Genomic DNA, 15958 nt, shown 5'->3' with positions numbered 1-15958 from the left:
CGGGAACGCCGGTGGCGGCCCCCAACCGCCACCGGCAACACAACCCCCAACCAACACCACCACCTCAACAACCGCACCAACCAATCACGGGCGGCCTGCTCGCGATCGCCGGTGCCCGGAAGCTCCCGGTCACAGATCGCCCAGCAGCGCCGTCGGCCGCTCGACGCAGTCGGCGACGAAGCGCAGGAAGCCACCGGCGGTTTCGCCGTCGCACACCCGGTGGTCGAAGGCGAGGGTGAGCTGGGTGATCTTGCGGAGGGCGAGCTCACCGTCGACCGCCCACGGCCGGTCCGTGATCCGGCCCATGCCCAGGATGGCGGCCTCCGGATGATTGATGATCGCTGCGGATCCGTCCACACCGAACACGCCGTAGTTGTTGACCGTGAACGTGCCGCCGGTCAGATCCGACGGTGACAGCGTCCCCTCGCGTGCGGCCGTGGTCGTCCTGTTCAGTTCCGCCGCCAGATGCCGGCTGCTGTGCCTGCCTGCGTCGCGAATCACCGGCACGAGCAGTCCGCGCGGGGTCTGCGCGGCGACACCGAGGTGCACGGCCGGGTGCACGAGCACCTCGGAACGATCGGTGTCCACGGTGGAGTTCAGCGCGGGGTAGCGCTGCAGGCCGAGTACGCAGAACCGGGCCAGCAGGGCGAGCACGCTCACGGGTTGCTGCGCGTCGGCCGCGTTGATCTCCGCGCGGACGCGCAACAGCTCGGTGGCGTCGACATCCACCCAGACGGTGGCTTCGGGAATTTCCCGCCGGGAGCGGGAAAGCTGCTCGGCGATCGCTCCGCGAACACCGGTCAGGGGGATGCGTTCGGGCTCGCTGCGGTCCGGGGTGAACGTGGTCGGTGCTGTGGCCGCGCCGATCGCCGCCTGCACGTCCGAGCGCAGGATGAGGCCGTCCTTGCCCGAACCGGTGAGCGTGGCCGGATCGATGCCGTTGTCACGGGCCAGCTTGCGCACCACCGGCGAGATCACCGCCGGCCGGGATGGCTGTGCCCGCTCGGGTTCCTGCGTCGCGACCGGGGTCTGCCGCCGGCGGCGGCTGTGCCGTTTCCGGTCGTTGCCGGTGCCGTAGCCGACGAGCACGTTTCCCGAGCCGGATTCCGGCGCCGCTACACCGGGTTCGTCGAACGCCGCCTCCGCGGTCTCGTCGCCGCCGTCCTCGACGGAGAGCAGCGGTGCGCCCACCGCGATGACCTCCCCGGCAGCGCCGTGCAGCGCGGTGATCGTGCCACCGTGCGGTGTGGGAACCTCCACGGAAGCCTTCGCGGTTTCCACCTCGACCACCGGCTGGTCCACCTCGACGGTCTGGCCGGTCTCGACCAGCCATCGCACGATCTCCGCCTCGGTGAGCCCCTCGCCGAGGTCGGGCAGCCGGAACTCGTGCGCGCTCACCGGTCCTCCTCCCACTGCAGCTCCGCGATCGCGTCCAGAATCCGCCCGGTGTGTGGCAAGTGGTGTTCCTCCAGCTTCGGCGAGGGGTAGGGGATGTCGAAGCCGCCGACCCGGGCCACGGGAGCTTCCAGGTAGTGGAAGCATCGCCGGTTGATGGTCGCGGCGACCTCCGCGCCGTAGCCGCCGAACACGGGGGCTTCGTGCACGATGACGGCGCGGCCGGTCTTGCGTACGGAGGCGCAGACGGTGTCCTCGTCCAACGGGCTCAGCGAGCGCAGGTCGACGACCTCGACATCCCGGCCCTCCTCGGTGCGCGCCGCCTCCGCAGCCTCCATGGCGGTGGCCACCATCGGCCCGTAGGCCAGCAGGGTCACGTCCGTGCCCGCCCGGCGGATCACGGCGCGGTGCATCGGTTCGGTGGCCGCGGGCAGCTCGACCTCGGCCTTGGTCCAGTACCGCCGCTTCGGTTCCAAAAACACCACCGGGTCGGCAGCGGTGATCGCTTCCTGCAGCATCGAGTAGGCGTCGGCGGGGGTGGCCGGGCTCACCACGGTCAGGCCGGGCGTGTGGGTGTAGTAGGCCTCGGAGGAATCGCTGTGGTGCTCCACGCCGCCGATCCCGCCGCCGTAGGGAATCCGGATCACCATCGGGAGTTCGACCGCGCCGCGCGTGCGGTTGCGCAGTTTCGCCGCGTGCGAGGTGATCTGCTCGAAGGCGGGGTAGGCGAACGCGTCGAACTGCATCTCGACCACGGGCCGGAAGCCGTACATGGCCATGCCGACCGCGGTGCCGACGATCCCGGCCTCGGCCAGGGGGGAGTCGAAGCAACGCTGCTCACCGAACTCGGCGGCCAGGCCCTCGGTGATCCTGAAGACCCCGCCCAGCGCGCCCACGTCCTCCCCGAAGACGAGCACGTTCGGGTCGGCACGCAGCGAATCGCGCAGCGCGGTGTTCAGCGCCTGCGCCATGGTCACCTGTCCCACGTCAGATCTCCTCCTGCTCGGCAGGCAGTTCCTCGGCGAGCAGGTCGGCCTGCTCCCGCAGCCGGGTCGGTTCGGCGTGGACGTGCGCGAACAACTCGTCCGGGTTCAGGTGCACGTCGGTGCCGAGTTGGGCGCGCACGTCCGCGGCGAGGCCTTCGGCCTCCTCGTCGACCGCATGGGCGGAGGCATCATCGAGCAGGCCGGACTCGCGCAGCAGCGCGGCGAGACGGTCCAGTGGGTCGCGCTCGCGCCAGAGGTCCACCTCGTCGCCGAGGCGATAGCGAGTCGCGTCGTCGGCGTTGGTGTGCGCGTCCATGCGATAGGTCAGTCCCTCCACAAGGGAGGGTCCGTTTCCGGCGCGGGCTTCGGACAGCGCCCGCGCGGTCACGGCGTACACCGCCGCGGCGTCGTTGCCGTCCACGTGGTGGCCGGGCATGCCGTAACCGATGGCCTTGTGCGCCAGGGTCGGCGCCTTGCTCTGCTTGTCCAGCGGCACGCTGATCGCCCACTGGTTGTTCTGCACGAAAAACACCACCGGCGCGCCCCAGACCGCGGCGAAGTTGAACGCCTCGTGCGCGTCGCCCTCGCTGGTCGCCCCATCGCCGACGAACACCAGTGCCGCGGCATCCTCGCCGCGCAGGCGGGCGGCGTGTGCCAGTCCGACGGCATGCAGCGCGTTGGTGGCAAGCGGGGTGCACTGCGGTCCCGCGCGATACCGGTACGGGTCGTACCCGCAGTGCCAGCCGCCGCGCAGCAGCTCCAGCACTTCCACCGGAGGCACGCCGTGCGTCACCAGCGCGACGCTGTCGCGGTAGGTGGGAAACAACCAGTCACCGGCGCCCAGCGCCTGCACGGCGCCGACCTGGCACGCCTCCTGGCCCGCCGAGGACGGGTACACGGCCAGGCGGCCCTGCTTGGTCAACGCGGTGGCCTGGCGATCGAACCGTCGCCCGAGCACCATGCTCCGGTGCAACTCGCGCAGCACACCGGAGGCGGGCAGCTCGAACCCCTCGGCCTGCACCGGGGTGCCGGACTCGTCGACCAGCCGGACCGGCGCCTCGCCCGGCAGCAGCTGCTGCGGATTCAACTCAGTCGCGGTCATAACCGAATGTTCGGTTAGTATCGCATCAATCGTCCAGGTTCAGCTCGAATATCGAGACAACCGGCTTCCCCTTGGTACAAGGAGAGGACCAATTGTCAAAAAATTGGGGTAATGAGGTTCCCGGCGCCGGACACATGGCCGCCCGGCTCGACGACACGGACCGCCTGATCGTGGAACTGTTGCAGGCCGATGGGCGGATGTCGATGCGCAAGCTCGCCGAAGACCTGCACATCTCCCGGACGAACGCGTACACGCGCCTCCAGCGGCTCCAGGACGAGGGCGTGATCGTCGGCTTCCAAGCCGTGGTCCACCCGGAACGGTTGGGTTTCACCATCGCCGCCTACATCGCCGTGAAACTCCGGCAGCGGTCGTGGCACGGATTCGCCGAGGGACTCGCGAACGTGCCCGGGGTCGAACAGGCAGCGATGATCGCAGGCGAGTACGATGCCATGCTGCTCGTGCGCGCCCGGGACGCGCGGGTGATGCGAGACGTGATACTCGAACAACTGCAGGCGATGCCCGAGGTCCTCGGCACCCAGACCATGTTCGTCCTCGACGAGCGGCCGTCGAGCTGACCCGCACGGTGGGGCATCAGGTGCTGGGAAGCCGAGCGGGCTGTGGCGATACGGGGTGTTTCTCGTTGCTCGCAAGGGCCACCACGGTGTGAGAGAACCTCGAAAGGTGTTTAACCAGAAGCGGGCCGGGGCAATGCGGGGCGCATGGATCCACGGCGCGTTCCCGTTCTCGACAGGACTCTGTCCATGCTGGCCGAGGGCTATGCCTGGTTGCCCGGACGCCGGCGCCGCGCGGCAGGCGGGGTGGTTCGTGCCCGGGTGATGGGCCAACATGCGGTGGGTGTGCGTGGCCCGGAGGCGGTGCGGTTTTTCTACGACGAGAGCCACGTGCGCAGGCACCCGGCCATCCCGGAGCCGGTGCTGGGCACGCTGTTCGGCCACGGGGCGGTGCACACCCTCGACGAGCACGATCACCGCGTGCGCAAGGCCATGCTCATGTCCCTGCTGACGGAGCCCGCCGGTATCGCCGCGCTGGTGGATCACGTCGTCGCGGCGTGGGACGAGGCGGTCGCCTCCTGGGAGCAGCGTCCGCAAGTCGTGCTGTTCGACGAGGCGAGCCGGGTGCTGGCCCAGGGAGTGTGCCGGTGGGCCGGTGTCCCGCTGGACGAGGCCGACGTGGCGCCGGTGGCTCGTGACCTGGTGGCCCTGGTCGACGGTTTCGCCACCCTGGGCCCGCGTCACTGGCGGGCCCGGCGGGCGCGCGGACGCCGGGAAGCCTGGCTGGCACACCTGGTGCAGGAGGTCCGCGACGGCACCACCACCGTGCCGGCGGGCTCGGCGGTCGACGTGGTGACGTGGCACCGCGACGCCGACGGTGCACTGTTGAGCCCGCGCACTGCCGCGGTGGAACTGCTCAACGTCCTGCGCCCCACGGTCGCGGTCTGCTGGTTCGTCACGTTCGCCGCCCACGCGCTGCATCGCTGGCCACAACACCGGGAGCGGCTGCGCGCCGACGATCCCGCCTACGCGGAGGCGTTCGTCGACGAGGTCCGCCGCTTCTATCCGTTCGCGCCGTTCCTCGGGGCTCGAGCGGTCACGGACCTGACGTGGCGTGGTGAGCCGATCCCCGCCGGCGCGCTCGTGCTGCTCGACGTGTACGGACAGCACCACGATGCCGATCAGTGGAGCGAGCCCTATACCTTCGACCCGCGGCGCTTCCTCGACCGGCCGCCCGGCCGCGACGAGCTGATCCCGCAGGGTGGTGGCGATCCGAGCACCGGGCACCGGTGCCCGGGCGAGGATGTCACCAAAGCGCTGCTGCAGGCCCTGGTGCCGCGGCTGGCGCGGCTGGACTACGAGGTCCCGGAGCAGGACCTGACGATCTCACTGCGACGCATCCCGGCTCGCCCGCGCAGCGGCGCTGTCATCAGTGGTGTGCGTCGACCCGACCGCTGAACCGCCGCGGCGCGATCGGGCGGAGCCGGTCACCGTAGTTGCGGCGATCGACACCTTGCGCTCGGTGGGTGGTGTCCGGGATTCGCATTGCCGGCTTGCTGTCGATAGCCGGTCACGTCGGCGGGTTTTCCGGTGTCCTGCACCTCGGCGAGGTAGCGCCAGCTGTCGGGCGCCGAGCCGTCGAGATCGGTGACAGCGTACTCGCGGGCCAATCCGCCGGACGACAGTGATGTGCCGTGCCAGTCGATCAGATACTCGCCGCCCCAGATGTCGTTGACCAGCACATCCAGCCGACCCTGCTCGGCATCGATGCGATCCGCCAGTGCCTGGACCCGATCCGGGGCCAGGTGATCGGTCGGCACGGCGATGCCGGTGCCGCCCGCGGCGGTGACCAGTTCGGCGGTGTCCTCGATCATCTCCGGGCGGGCTGGTGCGTTCGTAGACCAATCGCACGATCGGCTCACGCACCGCAGTCCTTCTCCGCCGGGTCCGACGGGTCGGAGCGTAGTAGGGACCACCTCCGAAAAACACGGTGCCGAGCGCGGGCGCGCACCACCTCCGGGACACGTCCCGGAGGTGGTCACCATCGTACGCCCGGACCGGAGCGGGCGATCACGGTCCTCGACACCTCACGACGCACGCCCGAGCACTTCCCGCCCCGAACACCTCCCGGATCGGGCCGGGCGTCAGGAGGTGTGGTGGACCTCCTGCAGCCCGTACACCGGGGTCGGGATGCCCTCGGCGCGGGCCTTGAGCTGCAGCGCCAGGTAGAGCGAGTAGTGCCGGGACTGGTGCAGGTTGCCGCCGTGGAACCACAGGCTCTCCTGCTGGGTGGGCTTCCACATGTTGCGCTCCTCGCCCTCCCAGGGCCCGGGGTCCTTGGCGGTGTCGGAGCCGAGTCCCCAGACCTTGCCGACCTTGTCGGCGACCTCCTGGCCGACGATGTCGGCGGCGAGGCCGTTCATCGAGCCGAACCCGGTGGCGTAGACGACGAGGTCGGCCTCGAGCCGGGTGCCGTCGTCGAGCACGACCTCGGTCTCGGTCAGCTCGGACACCTCGCCGCGGGCCAGCTTGATGTCGCCGTCGGCGATGAGCTCGGAGGCTCCGACGTCGATGTAGTAACCCGAACCGCGACGCAGGTACTTCAGGAACAGCCCGGAGTCGTCGGCGCCGAAGTCGAGCTGGAATCCGGCCTTCTCCAGCCGCCGGTAGAACTCGGCGTCCTGCTCGCGAATGACGTCGAATCCCGGTTTCTGGAATTGGTTCATGATCCGGTACGGAATCGAGGCGAACGTCAGGTCCGCGGTGCGGGTGTCGATGCCGGATTCCACCGCCTCCTCGGAGTACAGCGGCGCCAGGCTGTGCTCGAGCAGCGATTCCGAGCGCACCACGTGGGTGGAGGAACGCTGGACCATCGTCACGTCGGTTCCGTGCTCCCACAGCGCGGCGCAGATGTCGTGGGCGGAGTTGTTGGAGCCGATGACCACCGCTTTCTTGCCTGTGTAGGCGTCAGGGCCGGGATGTTGCGAGGAGTGGTGCTGCTCGCCGCGAAACCGTTCGTGGCCGGGGAAGGTCGGCACGTTGGGTTTGCCGGACACGCCCAGCGCCATCACCAGCTGGTTCGGCCGCAGCGTGAGTTGTTCACCGGCACGGTCGACGACCAGTTCCCACTGCGCGTTGTCCTCGTCGTACTTCGCGCTGAGCGCGGTGGTCGAGCTCCAGTAGTTGAGCTCCATGACCGTGGTGTACATCTCCAGCCAGTCGCCGATCTTGTCCTTCGGCGCGAACACCGGCCAGTTGTCCGGGAACTTGAGGTAGGGCAGGTGGTCGTACCAGACGGGGTCGTGCAGGGCCAGCGACTTGTAGCGGTTGCGCCAGGAGTCCCCGGGGCGCTCGTTGCGCTCGACGATGATCGTCGGCACGCCGAGCTGGCGCAGCCGCGCACCGAGCGCGATGCCGCCCTGGCCGCCGCCGACGATGACGACCTCGGGCTGGCGGCTGTGTCCGAGTTCGCGCAGTTCGGCGTCGCGTCGTTCTCCCCAGGAGACCCGGTTGGGGTCGGCTCCGTGCTCGGCGCCCTTGGGGCGCCGGTGGCGCATCGGCTCCTCGTAGCCCTTGAGCTCGTCCAGCGTGGTCAGGAACGTCCACGCGCGGCCGTCGACGAGGCGCAGGTGGGCGGTGCCGCGGCCGACCTTGGTTTCGAACGACAACCAGACCTCGGTGACGCCGTCGGTCTGCGTGGGCTCCTCGAGGACGGTGAAGTTGCCGGGGGCCGTGTTCTCCAGCGTCGCGCGCAGCATGGCGGCGATCTCCCGGCGTCCCTCCATCGTCGTGATGTTCCAGGTGAGCGCGATGAGGTCGCGCCAGTAGCCGTCCTCGGCGAACAGCGCTGAGACGCGGTCGGCGTCGCGGGCGGCGACGGCCTCGGAGAACTCGGACACCCACTGCGCGGCGGGGGCTTGCTTCGGGGTGGTTTCCACGGTCTGGCGCACGGACTACCTCCTGCACGAGCGTTTGCGTCCTGTGATCGCCGCGCCACCGGCGCCGTGGTCGCGATCACGTGATACACGCCATAAGGCCAGACGTGGCCGGCGTCCGCACGGGTTGCAAGGGGTTGCATCGGCGAGATCGGTTCTGCCCGCCCGGCGCCGCAACTCGGCCGCACTCGACCGGTGCCTGCTGGTCAGCCGTGGCCGTTAGCGCTGCGCACGGCAGGGGAGGTGGAGTGCGGCAGCAGCGATTCCGGTTCCGGGGGACGGAGCACGTCGACGTCGACGCCGTCGCCGAACCGGTACGGCCGCCGGTCGAGCAGACCGCCGAGGTGTCGGCGCAGTCGGGACATTTCGGCGCGGACCGTCACGGTGCGCGCGGGGTCGTCGAACACGTCGGTGGCCAACTGCGCCGCCGTTCGCCCTTCCGGGTGGGTGGCGAGCAGGAACAGCAGCTCCGCGTGCCGCGGGCTCAGCGGGCGGCTCCAGTCGCCGGAGGGCAAGGTGACCTCGACGCGGGCCTGGCGCGACGACCGCAGGTCGAGTCGCACCCGCGTGCGGGAGCGGGTGGATTCGGTGGTCGCCTCGTCGTCGAGCAGCCGCACCAGCCAGCCGCCGGGCACGGGTTCGATCACGCAGTCGCCGAACGTGGGCAGCCGCGTCCGGCCGGCGTCGCACTCGGTGGGCAGCGTCACACGGTCGACCGGGGTGATCCCGGACGACGCGGCGACCCACCCGTGCGGGTCGGTCACCACGGCCCGCCCGGCCACCTTGGACAGGATGGGGGCCGCGGTCTGGCGCAGCCGCTCGAGGTCCGAGGCGTGTACGGCGTGCAGCTGCGACTCGGCGAGTTGGGCGACGGTGTCCACGAGCGCGAGGGTGGTGGCGTTGACGGTCGCGGCGGGCCCGGACAGGTCCACTGCCCCGAGCAGCTGCCCGCTCCTCGGATCGTGCATCGGCGCGCACGCGCACGTCCAGGCGTGGTGGGAGCGGACGTAGTGCTCGGCGGAGTAGACCTGCACGGGGCGGTGGGTGACCAGTGCGGTGCCGATCGCGTTGGTGCCGACGATGTCCTCGTTCCAGCTCATGCCCTCGACGAAGCCGAGCGCGTCGGCGTTGCGGCGGACGCTGCTGCTGCCGTCTCGCCACAGCACGCGGCCCTCGGCGTCGGTGATGACCATGATGTGCGCGGTCTGCTCGGCGACGCCGGCCAGCCTGCCGCGCAGCAGCGGGAGCACGTCGGCGAGGGCCGAGCCGCGTCGACGCGCCTCCAGCTCCTCCGGCGGCAGCGGTTGCCCGCCACGGCCCCGCTCGGGATCTATGCCCCGGGACAGCATCCGTCGCCAGGACGCGTCGATCACCGGACGTGGCCGCGCGGGTGGCCGCTCACCGGCGAGTGCCGCGTCGTGCATCCGCGCCAGCACATGCGCGTACCGGCGGGGATCCTCCCCCGCCGGTAGCGCCGTTTCGAGACTCTCCTGGTGCACTGGGGCGACTCCTTCTCGTCGCCCCCAGTGTGTCCCACATCTCACCGGGCGCCAAGGGGTGCGCGGGCAGGGGCGTCACCTCCGCTTCACGTCGGATCGACCAGCACTTTCATGCGCGTGCCCTCGTGCAGGGCGTGGAAGCCGGACGTGACGACCTCGTCCAGCGGAATGTGATCGACCCATCCGGTGGTGTCGTAGTGGTCTCGGGCCATCAGGTCGATGACGTCGGCGTAGTCCCTCGCGGTGTAACACAGCGAACCGCGCACCGATGCCGATCGGTCCGGCGCCGAACACCACCGCGCGCTCGCCGGGCTCGACGGCACCGAGACTCGCCGCGTGGGCGACAAGCCGTTCGGTGACCTGGAGGGTGTGATGGTGGCGGAGGTGGTGTTTCAATCGCTCACGGCCACATCACCGGCCCGGAACTCGACGCGCCTCGTCGGGTGTCACTGTCGGCAGGGATGTGTGGGACTCGGACCTTCCGCTGGAGATCTCTGGAGCCGATGGTCGTCGAGCAGCTGCCGTGCGGTCGCGAGGACGTTCTCGTCGAGGTCGGCCGAGGTCAGGCCGAAGTGGTGGTCGTAGGCGTCGAGGACCGCCTCTTCGAGGGAGGCGAGGGTCAGCCCGGGTGCTTCGGTGCGTATCGAGCCGACCGAGTCGCCGTCGAACGGCAGTTCGAGCGCGTCGTAGACTTCGGCGAGCAGTGGCCGTAGCACGTCGGCACCATCGAATACGGCCACTGCGCTGAACAACCACGCGCGGCGGAGAATCCGTTGTGCGCTGCCGACGAGTTTCACCCGGCCTCGTGCGTTCACGCTGTAGGCTCCCGGGCAGTACTCGCCCGGTACGGAGCCTGTGTGCGCGTCCACGCCTTGTTCGCGCAGAACCTCGCCCCACAGGTCCGCGTAGCCGCTGAACCGGTCGTCCTTCCCGGACAGTGAATCGGGGGCGGTGCCGATGTGGTCGACGACGAGGGAGTTCTCGGTGTAGGCGACGGCTCGACCTCCCGGGGCGCGCACGACCGGCGTGAATCCGGCCTTGTTGACGATCTCGACCGCCGCGTCGAACCCGGGCCGCAGGGTGTCCCGCCGACCGAAGGCCACGACCGGGGCCGTGGGGCGATACACCCGGAGAACCGGGCCCGACTCACCCTGTCCTGCCAGGCGCACGAACGCGTGCGCCACGGCAACCTCGAGTGCTTGGCCCGTGTCCGCATCGAGCGCGCCGCGATACAGGTCCACGGGACGGCCTCCTCGAGGGTGATCGCGTCTCAACTGGGTCGTGGCGTGAGCACCACGAAGTCCGCGCCGGCCCGGTCGAAGCACACGGCCAACCGGCCGACGCCTTCAGCGTCTTCCGGGCCCATCTGCACACTGCCACCATGGTCGGTGACCCGGGCGACCGTGGCGTCGCAGTCGGTGGTCGCGAACACCGGATGCCACCACGGCCTGCCGTCGGGCATGAACTCCGCGCCCATCTCCATGATGCCGCCTTGCGTGCGGTCCTCACCTCCGCCTGCGGGTGCGATGATCGAATATGTTCCTCCACCGCCCGGCATCGACATGTCCTGCGTCGTCCAGCCGAGCAGGGATCCGTAGAACTCCTTGGCGGCTGCGGCGTCGGTGGTGTAGAGCTCGGTCCAGATCAGTGCTCCGGGCTCGTCGACTGCCTCCAGGCCCGGGGTGTTGCGCGGTTGCCACACGGCGAACTGGGCCCCCAGCGGGTCGGTGAGCTGCGCCATCCGCGCCTGGCCGTCGGCGTCGAACGGCTCGAGGCGCACCGTGCCGCCGGCCTGCTGTGTGGCGCGGGCCGCGGCGTCGGCGTCGGCGGTGTTGAAGTACACCATCCACGCCGAGCGAGCCCCTTCCTCGGTGAGTGGGCCGATTCCGGCGACGGTCTTGCCGTTCGACCGCAGCAGGCCGTACTGGTCTGCTTCCGCATCGAACGACTCGAACTCCCAGCCGAACACCGCACGGTAGAAGGTGGTCGCTGCGGCGACATCGGGTGCACCCAGGTCGATCCAGCACGGTGCGCCCGGCATGAAATCTGTGGTGATCATGGAAATTCCCCTTCACGAGTGCCGTACGGCCTCACTGTGACACCGACCACCGACAGTCGGTCCCATCGAGATCCGCCCGGTCCCACCGCGAGGCGTGCGGGAGCACTGGTTTTTCAGGTCGGGAAGTCCGGCGGTTTCCACCGCGCGCCACACTTCCTCCGGCAGCGCCTTCGCGTGTTTTTGCAGGTAGCGTGTCGGCGAGCCGGACCTCGGCTCTGCGCACGGGTTGTTGTCATCGCCGCGGTGGCAGCCGGTGCAGGACGACGTCGCCGAGGTGGCCGCCGGAGACCTCGGCTGTCATGTAGGTGCAGTACGGCTGCCGGCGGCGGTCGGTGGGGGAGCCGGGGTTGAGCAGGCGCAGGCCATCCGGCGTGGCGGTGTCCCAGGGGATGTGGCTGTGTCCGAACACGAGCACGTCGGTGTCCGGGAACCACCGCAGGCAGCGGTTCTCCCGCCCCTTGGCCGCTCCGGTCTCGTGGATCACCGCCAGCCGGAGGCCGTCGAGCTCGGCCCGCGCGATGTCGGGAAGCCGTTCGCGCAGCGGCGGCCCGTCGTTGTTGCCGAACACACCGATGAGCCGGGCACTGCGGGCCTGTAGCTGGTCGAGCAGTTCGACGTCCACCCAGTCCCCGGCGTGGACGACGACGTCGGCGGATTCCACCGCGCGCCACACCTCTTCCGGCAGCGCCTTTGCGCGTTTCGGCAGGTGCGTGTCGGCGAGCAGGAGCAATCGCATGCCGTTGATGATGACTCACCGGAGCGCATGCCGTGCGCTCGTGGGCGCACTCGATACTCGCCCGGAGCACGCTTGCGGGAACGTGAGCGTGAGCAGAACGCCTGCTGAATACCGCCTCCTTGGAGCCTGCAACGGCCACGCCTCTGCTGATCAGTGGCAGCCTGCCGTGGTCGGCCACGAACGCAGGTGAGCGGCCCGGCCAATATTCGCGTGACATGTCGGGGAAGCGACGTACTGTTGGGCGGGGAAATGCCCGCATTCCTTGTCAGTCACCCGGGGGAGACCGCGATGACCGCACGGTTGCAGGAACAGCAGGCCGCCGGCGAGGAGGGGGCCGGGACGGCGCTTGCTCTGCGCGGGGTCGTGAAGCGGTTCGGTGACATCACCGCGGTCGATCACGTTGACCTGATCGTGCCGCAGGGCATCTGCCTGGGGCTGTTGGGGCCCAACGGGGCGGGCAAGTCCACCACGATGCGGATGATCACCGGGCAGGCGCACCTCGATGCCGGCAGTATCGAGGTGCTCGGCCATCCCGTGCCTGCGCACTCGAAGCACGCCCGCGCCGAGATGGGGGTGGTCCCGCAGCTGGACAACCTCGATGTCGAACTCACCGCTCGCCAGAACCTCGAGGTTTTCGCCCACCTGTACCGGGTGCCGCGTGCGCGGCGGCGAGACGCCGTGGACCGGGCCCTTCGGATGGCCCACCTGGTCGACCGGGCCGACACCAAAACCGATGAGCTGTCCGGGGGGATGCGTCGCCGCCTGCTGGTGGCCCGCAGCCTGGTGCACTCACCCCGTTTCGTGCTGCTGGACGAGCCCACCGTGGGGCTCGACCCGCAGGTGCGTCAGGAACTGTGGTCGCTCGTCGATGCGCTGCGACACGAGGGCGTGAGCGTGTTGATGTCCACGCACTACATCGAAGAAGCCGAACGGCTCGCCGACGAGGTGGCCGTGATGTCGCGCGGGCGGATCATCGCGCGTGGCACCCCGGCGGGGCTTCGCGACGCCCACGTGGGGCGGGAGGCCGTCGAGTACTACGGCTCACCGGACCGGCTCGGCGAGGTGGAAACCATCGCGGTGGAGGGCGGCCTGCCGACCCGCCGCACCGGGCCGTCGGTGTCCGTGCTGCGGGCCGAGCACATGCCGGAGTCGACCGCGGCCCTGCTCGGCGCCGGTGCTCGGCGTGCCAGCAATCTGGAAGACGTGTTCGTGTCCTTGACCGGGGAGACGGTGGAATGACGACGCAGACGACGGAACCCTTCGCGGGAAGTCCGAGGTGGTTCGAGCTGGCGGCCTTCACCGGGGTGTGGAAACGCGAGACCACCCTGTTTCGCCGGTACTGGGTTTCCACGACCTTCGCGGCCGTGGTCGAGCCGGTCATCTACCTGCTGGCCTTCGGCTTCGGACTGGGCTCGCTGATCGCGGTGATGAACGGCATCCCGTACATCGAGTTCCTCGGCACCGGCGTGGTGGCCACCTCCGTGCTGTTCACCAGCGCCTTTTCCGGCATGTTCCAGACCTTCGTCCGACGCAAGTTCCAGGCCACCTACGACGCGATGCTGGCCGCTCCCGTCGACGTGCACGAGCTGGTCACCGCCGAGGCCGGCTGGATCGCCACCAAGGCCGGCGTCTACGGGTGCGCGCCGCTGGTGGTGGCGATGTTCTTCGGCCTGGACCCCGCGCCCGGCATGCTGGTGGTCCCGCTGGTCGGTTTCCTCACCGGGCTGGGATTCGGGTTGTTCGGCATCTGGTGCTCGGCCGTGGTGCCCTCGATCGACTCCTTCAACTACATCATCAGTGCCGTGATCACACCGCTGTTTCTGGTGGCGGGCACGTTCTTCCCGGTCGATCAGCTTCCGGGTTGGGCCGGCGCGGCCGCGGTGATCAACCCTCTGTATCACTGTGTCCAACTGGTCCGTCATGCCGCGTTCGGATTCGAGCCTCTCCTCGACGTGCTGCACGTCGGTGTCCTGATCCTCTTCGCCGTCGGCATGTGGCTGATCGCGGTGCGGTACATGCGCAAGCGTCTGATCGATTGAGCACGAGTCGTGGTCGACGCTGCTGGCCGATGGACACGCTCGTGACTGCGGTCACTGCCGGACTGCGTCGAGAGAGATCCGCGCCGGTTCGCGCGGCTGGGCCCGCATCGGCCGGTGGCCGGTGTGCATCTCGACCAGCCGCCGGTGCCGGCTGGTCAGCAGCGTGGCCACGTCCTCGCTCGGCTCGGCGCCGTCGAGCAAGTACTTGGGGTGGGCTGCCGGGAGTTGGTCGAGTGGCCGTGCCCCGTGGTGTTTCTCATAGCCTTCGGTGATCCGGGGAGTGCCGGGAATAGCGGGGCAGGGAACGCACGTTGACTCGATGGTTGTAGCAATCGTGAGGGCGCCGGCTGTCTCGCCCGCGAGGAAGGGTTCGACGTTCATGGATGTTCCCCTGTCCATTCTTGACCTCGCCCACATCGGTCAAGGAGAAACGGCGAGCGAGAGCCTGCAGGCGAGCGTGCAGCTGGCTCAGCGAGCCGAGCAGTGGGGGTATCGGCGGATCTGGTACGCCGAGCATCACAACATGCCGCGCATCGCGTCCTCGGCGACGAGCGTGCTCATCGGGCACGTCGCCGCGCACACCCACTCGATCCGCCTCGGGGCCGGTGGCGTCATGCTGCCGAATCATGCCCCGCTGACCATCGCCGAACAGTTCGGCACCCTGGAAACGCTGTTTCCGGGACGCATCGATCTCGGCCTCGGCCGCGCGCCCGGTAGTGATCAGAAGACCACGCGGGCGCTGCGCCGTGATGCGGCGGCCGCGGACAGCTTCCCGCAGGATGTGCAGGAACTGCAGGGTTATCTGGGGGATGCGACCCGGGTCCCGGGTGTGGAGGCCACCCCGGGCAAGGGCACCGGTGTGCCGCTGTACATCCTGGGCTCGTCGTTGTTCGGGGCCAAGCTGGCCGCCGCGCTCGGGCTTCCGTACTCGTTCGCGTCGCACTTCGCGCCGAATGCGCTGGAGGACGCAGTGGCGCTCTACCGGCGCCAGTTCACCCCGTCCGAGCAACTGCAGGAGCCCTACGTCATCGCCGGTGTCAACATCATCGCGGCCGACACCACGGAGCAGGCTCAGGAGCAGTTCCAGGCCGCCAAGCGCGGCAGGCTCCGGCAGCTCACCGGCCGGAGTTTCACGCGGGAAGAAGCCGACATGGCTCTCGAATCCCCGGCCGGGCAGCAGGTCCAGCAGATGATGACCTACTCCGCCGTGGGAACCCCGGCCGAGGCGAAGGACTACTTGGACGGTTTCGCCAAGCGCGCCCAGGCCGACGAGCTGATGGTCGCCTCGATGGCGCCCGACCGGGATGCCTGGCTGCGCTCCGTCGAGCTGCTGGCCGATGTCAGCGGGCTGATTCCCGCGTAGAACGGGTCGACAAAGACGCGGTCGGGGGAGCCGATCGAGTGCCCCGGTAGGTGCTTGGTCGGCTCCCTGCGAGTCCGGCGTTTTCTGCGAAAGCCGACGTCTGTCAGGCCGTCGGGTTTCGATCTCGGCGTAGGAGACGTGGCGCTGTCGGCAGGATGCCGAGCCGTCCGGCAACACTGAAAGCTCCCCGCATCGGGGTGGTAGCCGATGGCGCCGGATGCCCACGGACCACTGCGGTACGATCTTCGTCGGAAAGATCACGTACGAGAAGTGACCGCAGCGGTTCATCATGGTATCCGAGCATGGTGGGTTGTGCTGGGACCATAGGATGT

At 69.4% G+C, this 15958-nt stretch carries 14 protein-coding genes and 2 pseudogenes; 5 read left to right on the top strand and 11 right to left on the bottom strand.

Features of this window, described 5'->3' with window-relative positions; all coding sequences use genetic code 11:
• Positions 1–129: 129 nt before the first annotated feature.
• The 3 genes from DFQ14_RS19250 to DFQ14_RS19240 are packed head-to-tail and all read right to left on the bottom strand — an operon-like array spanning position 130 to position 3483.
• On the bottom strand, positions 130–1398 hold the full coding sequence (locus DFQ14_RS19250; RefSeq protein WP_246195638.1) for a dihydrolipoamide acetyltransferase family protein: 1269 nt from the start codon (positions 1396–1398) through the stop codon (positions 130–132).
• Positions 1395–2366 carry an alpha-ketoacid dehydrogenase subunit beta gene (locus DFQ14_RS19245; protein WP_114454740.1) on the bottom strand — a complete coding sequence of 324 codons (972 nt, stop codon included), beginning with the start codon at positions 2364–2366 and terminating at the stop codon, positions 1395–1397. Before DFQ14_RS19245 ends, DFQ14_RS19250 begins: the two co-directional genes overlap by 4 nt.
• Positions 2367–2382: 16 nt before the next feature.
• Complete coding sequence (locus DFQ14_RS19240) at positions 2383–3483, bottom strand: thiamine pyrophosphate-dependent dehydrogenase E1 component subunit alpha (protein ID WP_114454726.1); 1101 nt, start codon at positions 3481–3483, stop codon at positions 2383–2385.
• A gap of 134 nt (positions 3484–3617) precedes the next feature.
• On the opposite strand from DFQ14_RS19240, the gene DFQ14_RS19235 reads away from it, so the two are divergent.
• Together DFQ14_RS19235 and DFQ14_RS19230 are read left to right on the top strand one after the other, a co-directional pair.
• Positions 3618–4058: an Lrp/AsnC family transcriptional regulator gene (locus DFQ14_RS19235; protein ID WP_114454725.1), complete on the top strand. Its 441-nt coding sequence runs from the start codon at positions 3618–3620 to the stop codon at positions 4056–4058.
• 144 nt (positions 4059–4202) lie between these two features.
• Positions 4203–5453 (top strand): cytochrome P450, encoded by a 1251-nt coding sequence (locus tag DFQ14_RS19230; RefSeq protein ID WP_114454724.1) that lies wholly within the window; start codon positions 4203–4205, stop codon positions 5451–5453.
• 101 nt (positions 5454–5554) lie between these two features.
• Here the strand turns inward: DFQ14_RS19230 and DFQ14_RS19225 are convergent.
• From DFQ14_RS19225 to DFQ14_RS19195, 7 genes and pseudogenes are all read right to left on the bottom strand, one after another.
• A pseudogene (locus tag DFQ14_RS19225) lies at positions 5555–5971 on the bottom strand (hypothetical protein); the annotation flags it as partial.
• Between the two features lie 168 nt (positions 5972–6139).
• Positions 6140–7945, bottom strand: coding sequence for an NAD(P)/FAD-dependent oxidoreductase (locus DFQ14_RS19220; RefSeq protein ID WP_114454723.1), 1806 nt, complete (start codon positions 7943–7945; stop codon positions 6140–6142).
• A 191-nt stretch (positions 7946–8136) separates the two neighbouring features.
• Positions 8137–9429 (bottom strand): helix-turn-helix domain-containing protein, encoded by a 1293-nt coding sequence (locus DFQ14_RS19215; RefSeq protein WP_170206350.1) that lies wholly within the window; start codon positions 9427–9429, stop codon positions 8137–8139.
• A gap of 86 nt (positions 9430–9515) precedes the next feature.
• A pseudogene (locus DFQ14_RS19210) lies at positions 9516–9692 on the bottom strand (2,3-butanediol dehydrogenase); the annotation flags it as partial.
• A 183-nt stretch (positions 9693–9875) separates the two neighbouring features.
• Positions 9876–10670 carry a lipoate--protein ligase family protein gene (locus DFQ14_RS19205; RefSeq protein ID WP_114454721.1) on the bottom strand — a complete coding sequence of 265 codons (795 nt, stop codon included), beginning with the start codon at positions 10668–10670 and terminating at the stop codon, positions 9876–9878.
• Positions 10671–10699: 29 nt separating this feature from the next.
• Entirely contained in the window at positions 10700–11488 is a 789-nt protein-coding gene (locus DFQ14_RS19200; RefSeq protein WP_114454720.1) for a VOC family protein, read from the bottom strand.
• A gap of 232 nt (positions 11489–11720) precedes the next feature.
• On the bottom strand, positions 11721–12224 hold the full coding sequence (locus tag DFQ14_RS19195; RefSeq protein WP_114454719.1) for a metallophosphoesterase family protein: 504 nt from the start codon (positions 12222–12224) through the stop codon (positions 11721–11723).
• A 288-nt stretch (positions 12225–12512) separates the two neighbouring features.
• On the opposite strand from DFQ14_RS19195, the gene DFQ14_RS19190 reads away from it, so the two are divergent.
• Together DFQ14_RS19190 and DFQ14_RS19185 are read left to right on the top strand one after the other, a co-directional pair.
• A complete protein-coding gene (locus tag DFQ14_RS19190) occupies positions 12513–13463 on the top strand; it encodes an ABC transporter ATP-binding protein (RefSeq protein WP_114454718.1) in 951 nt (316 codons plus the stop codon).
• Positions 13460–14263 carry an ABC transporter permease gene (locus DFQ14_RS19185; protein ID WP_114454717.1) on the top strand — a complete coding sequence of 268 codons (804 nt, stop codon included), beginning with the start codon at positions 13460–13462 and terminating at the stop codon, positions 14261–14263. Before DFQ14_RS19190 ends, DFQ14_RS19185 begins: the two co-directional genes overlap by 4 nt.
• A gap of 51 nt (positions 14264–14314) precedes the next feature.
• Here the strand turns inward: DFQ14_RS19185 and DFQ14_RS22580 are convergent, their stop codons facing one another.
• A complete protein-coding gene (locus DFQ14_RS22580) occupies positions 14315–14644 on the bottom strand; it encodes a hypothetical protein (RefSeq protein ID WP_114454716.1) in 330 nt (109 codons plus the stop codon).
• On the opposite strand from DFQ14_RS22580, the gene DFQ14_RS19175 reads away from it, so the two are divergent.
• Complete coding sequence (locus tag DFQ14_RS19175) at positions 14643–15626, top strand: LLM class flavin-dependent oxidoreductase (RefSeq protein ID WP_114454715.1); 984 nt, start codon at positions 14643–14645, stop codon at positions 15624–15626. The genes DFQ14_RS22580 and DFQ14_RS19175 overlap by 2 nt on opposite strands.
• Positions 15627–15958 lie beyond the last annotated feature (332 nt).

It is taken from the genome of Halopolyspora algeriensis, from assembly GCF_003337235.1.
GTDB classification, from domain to species: Bacteria; Actinomycetota; Actinomycetes; order Mycobacteriales; family Pseudonocardiaceae; genus Haloactinomyces; species Haloactinomyces algeriensis.
The sequence above is the reverse complement of the archived record's forward strand: the minus strand, read 5'-3'. Positions and strand labels throughout refer to the sequence as shown.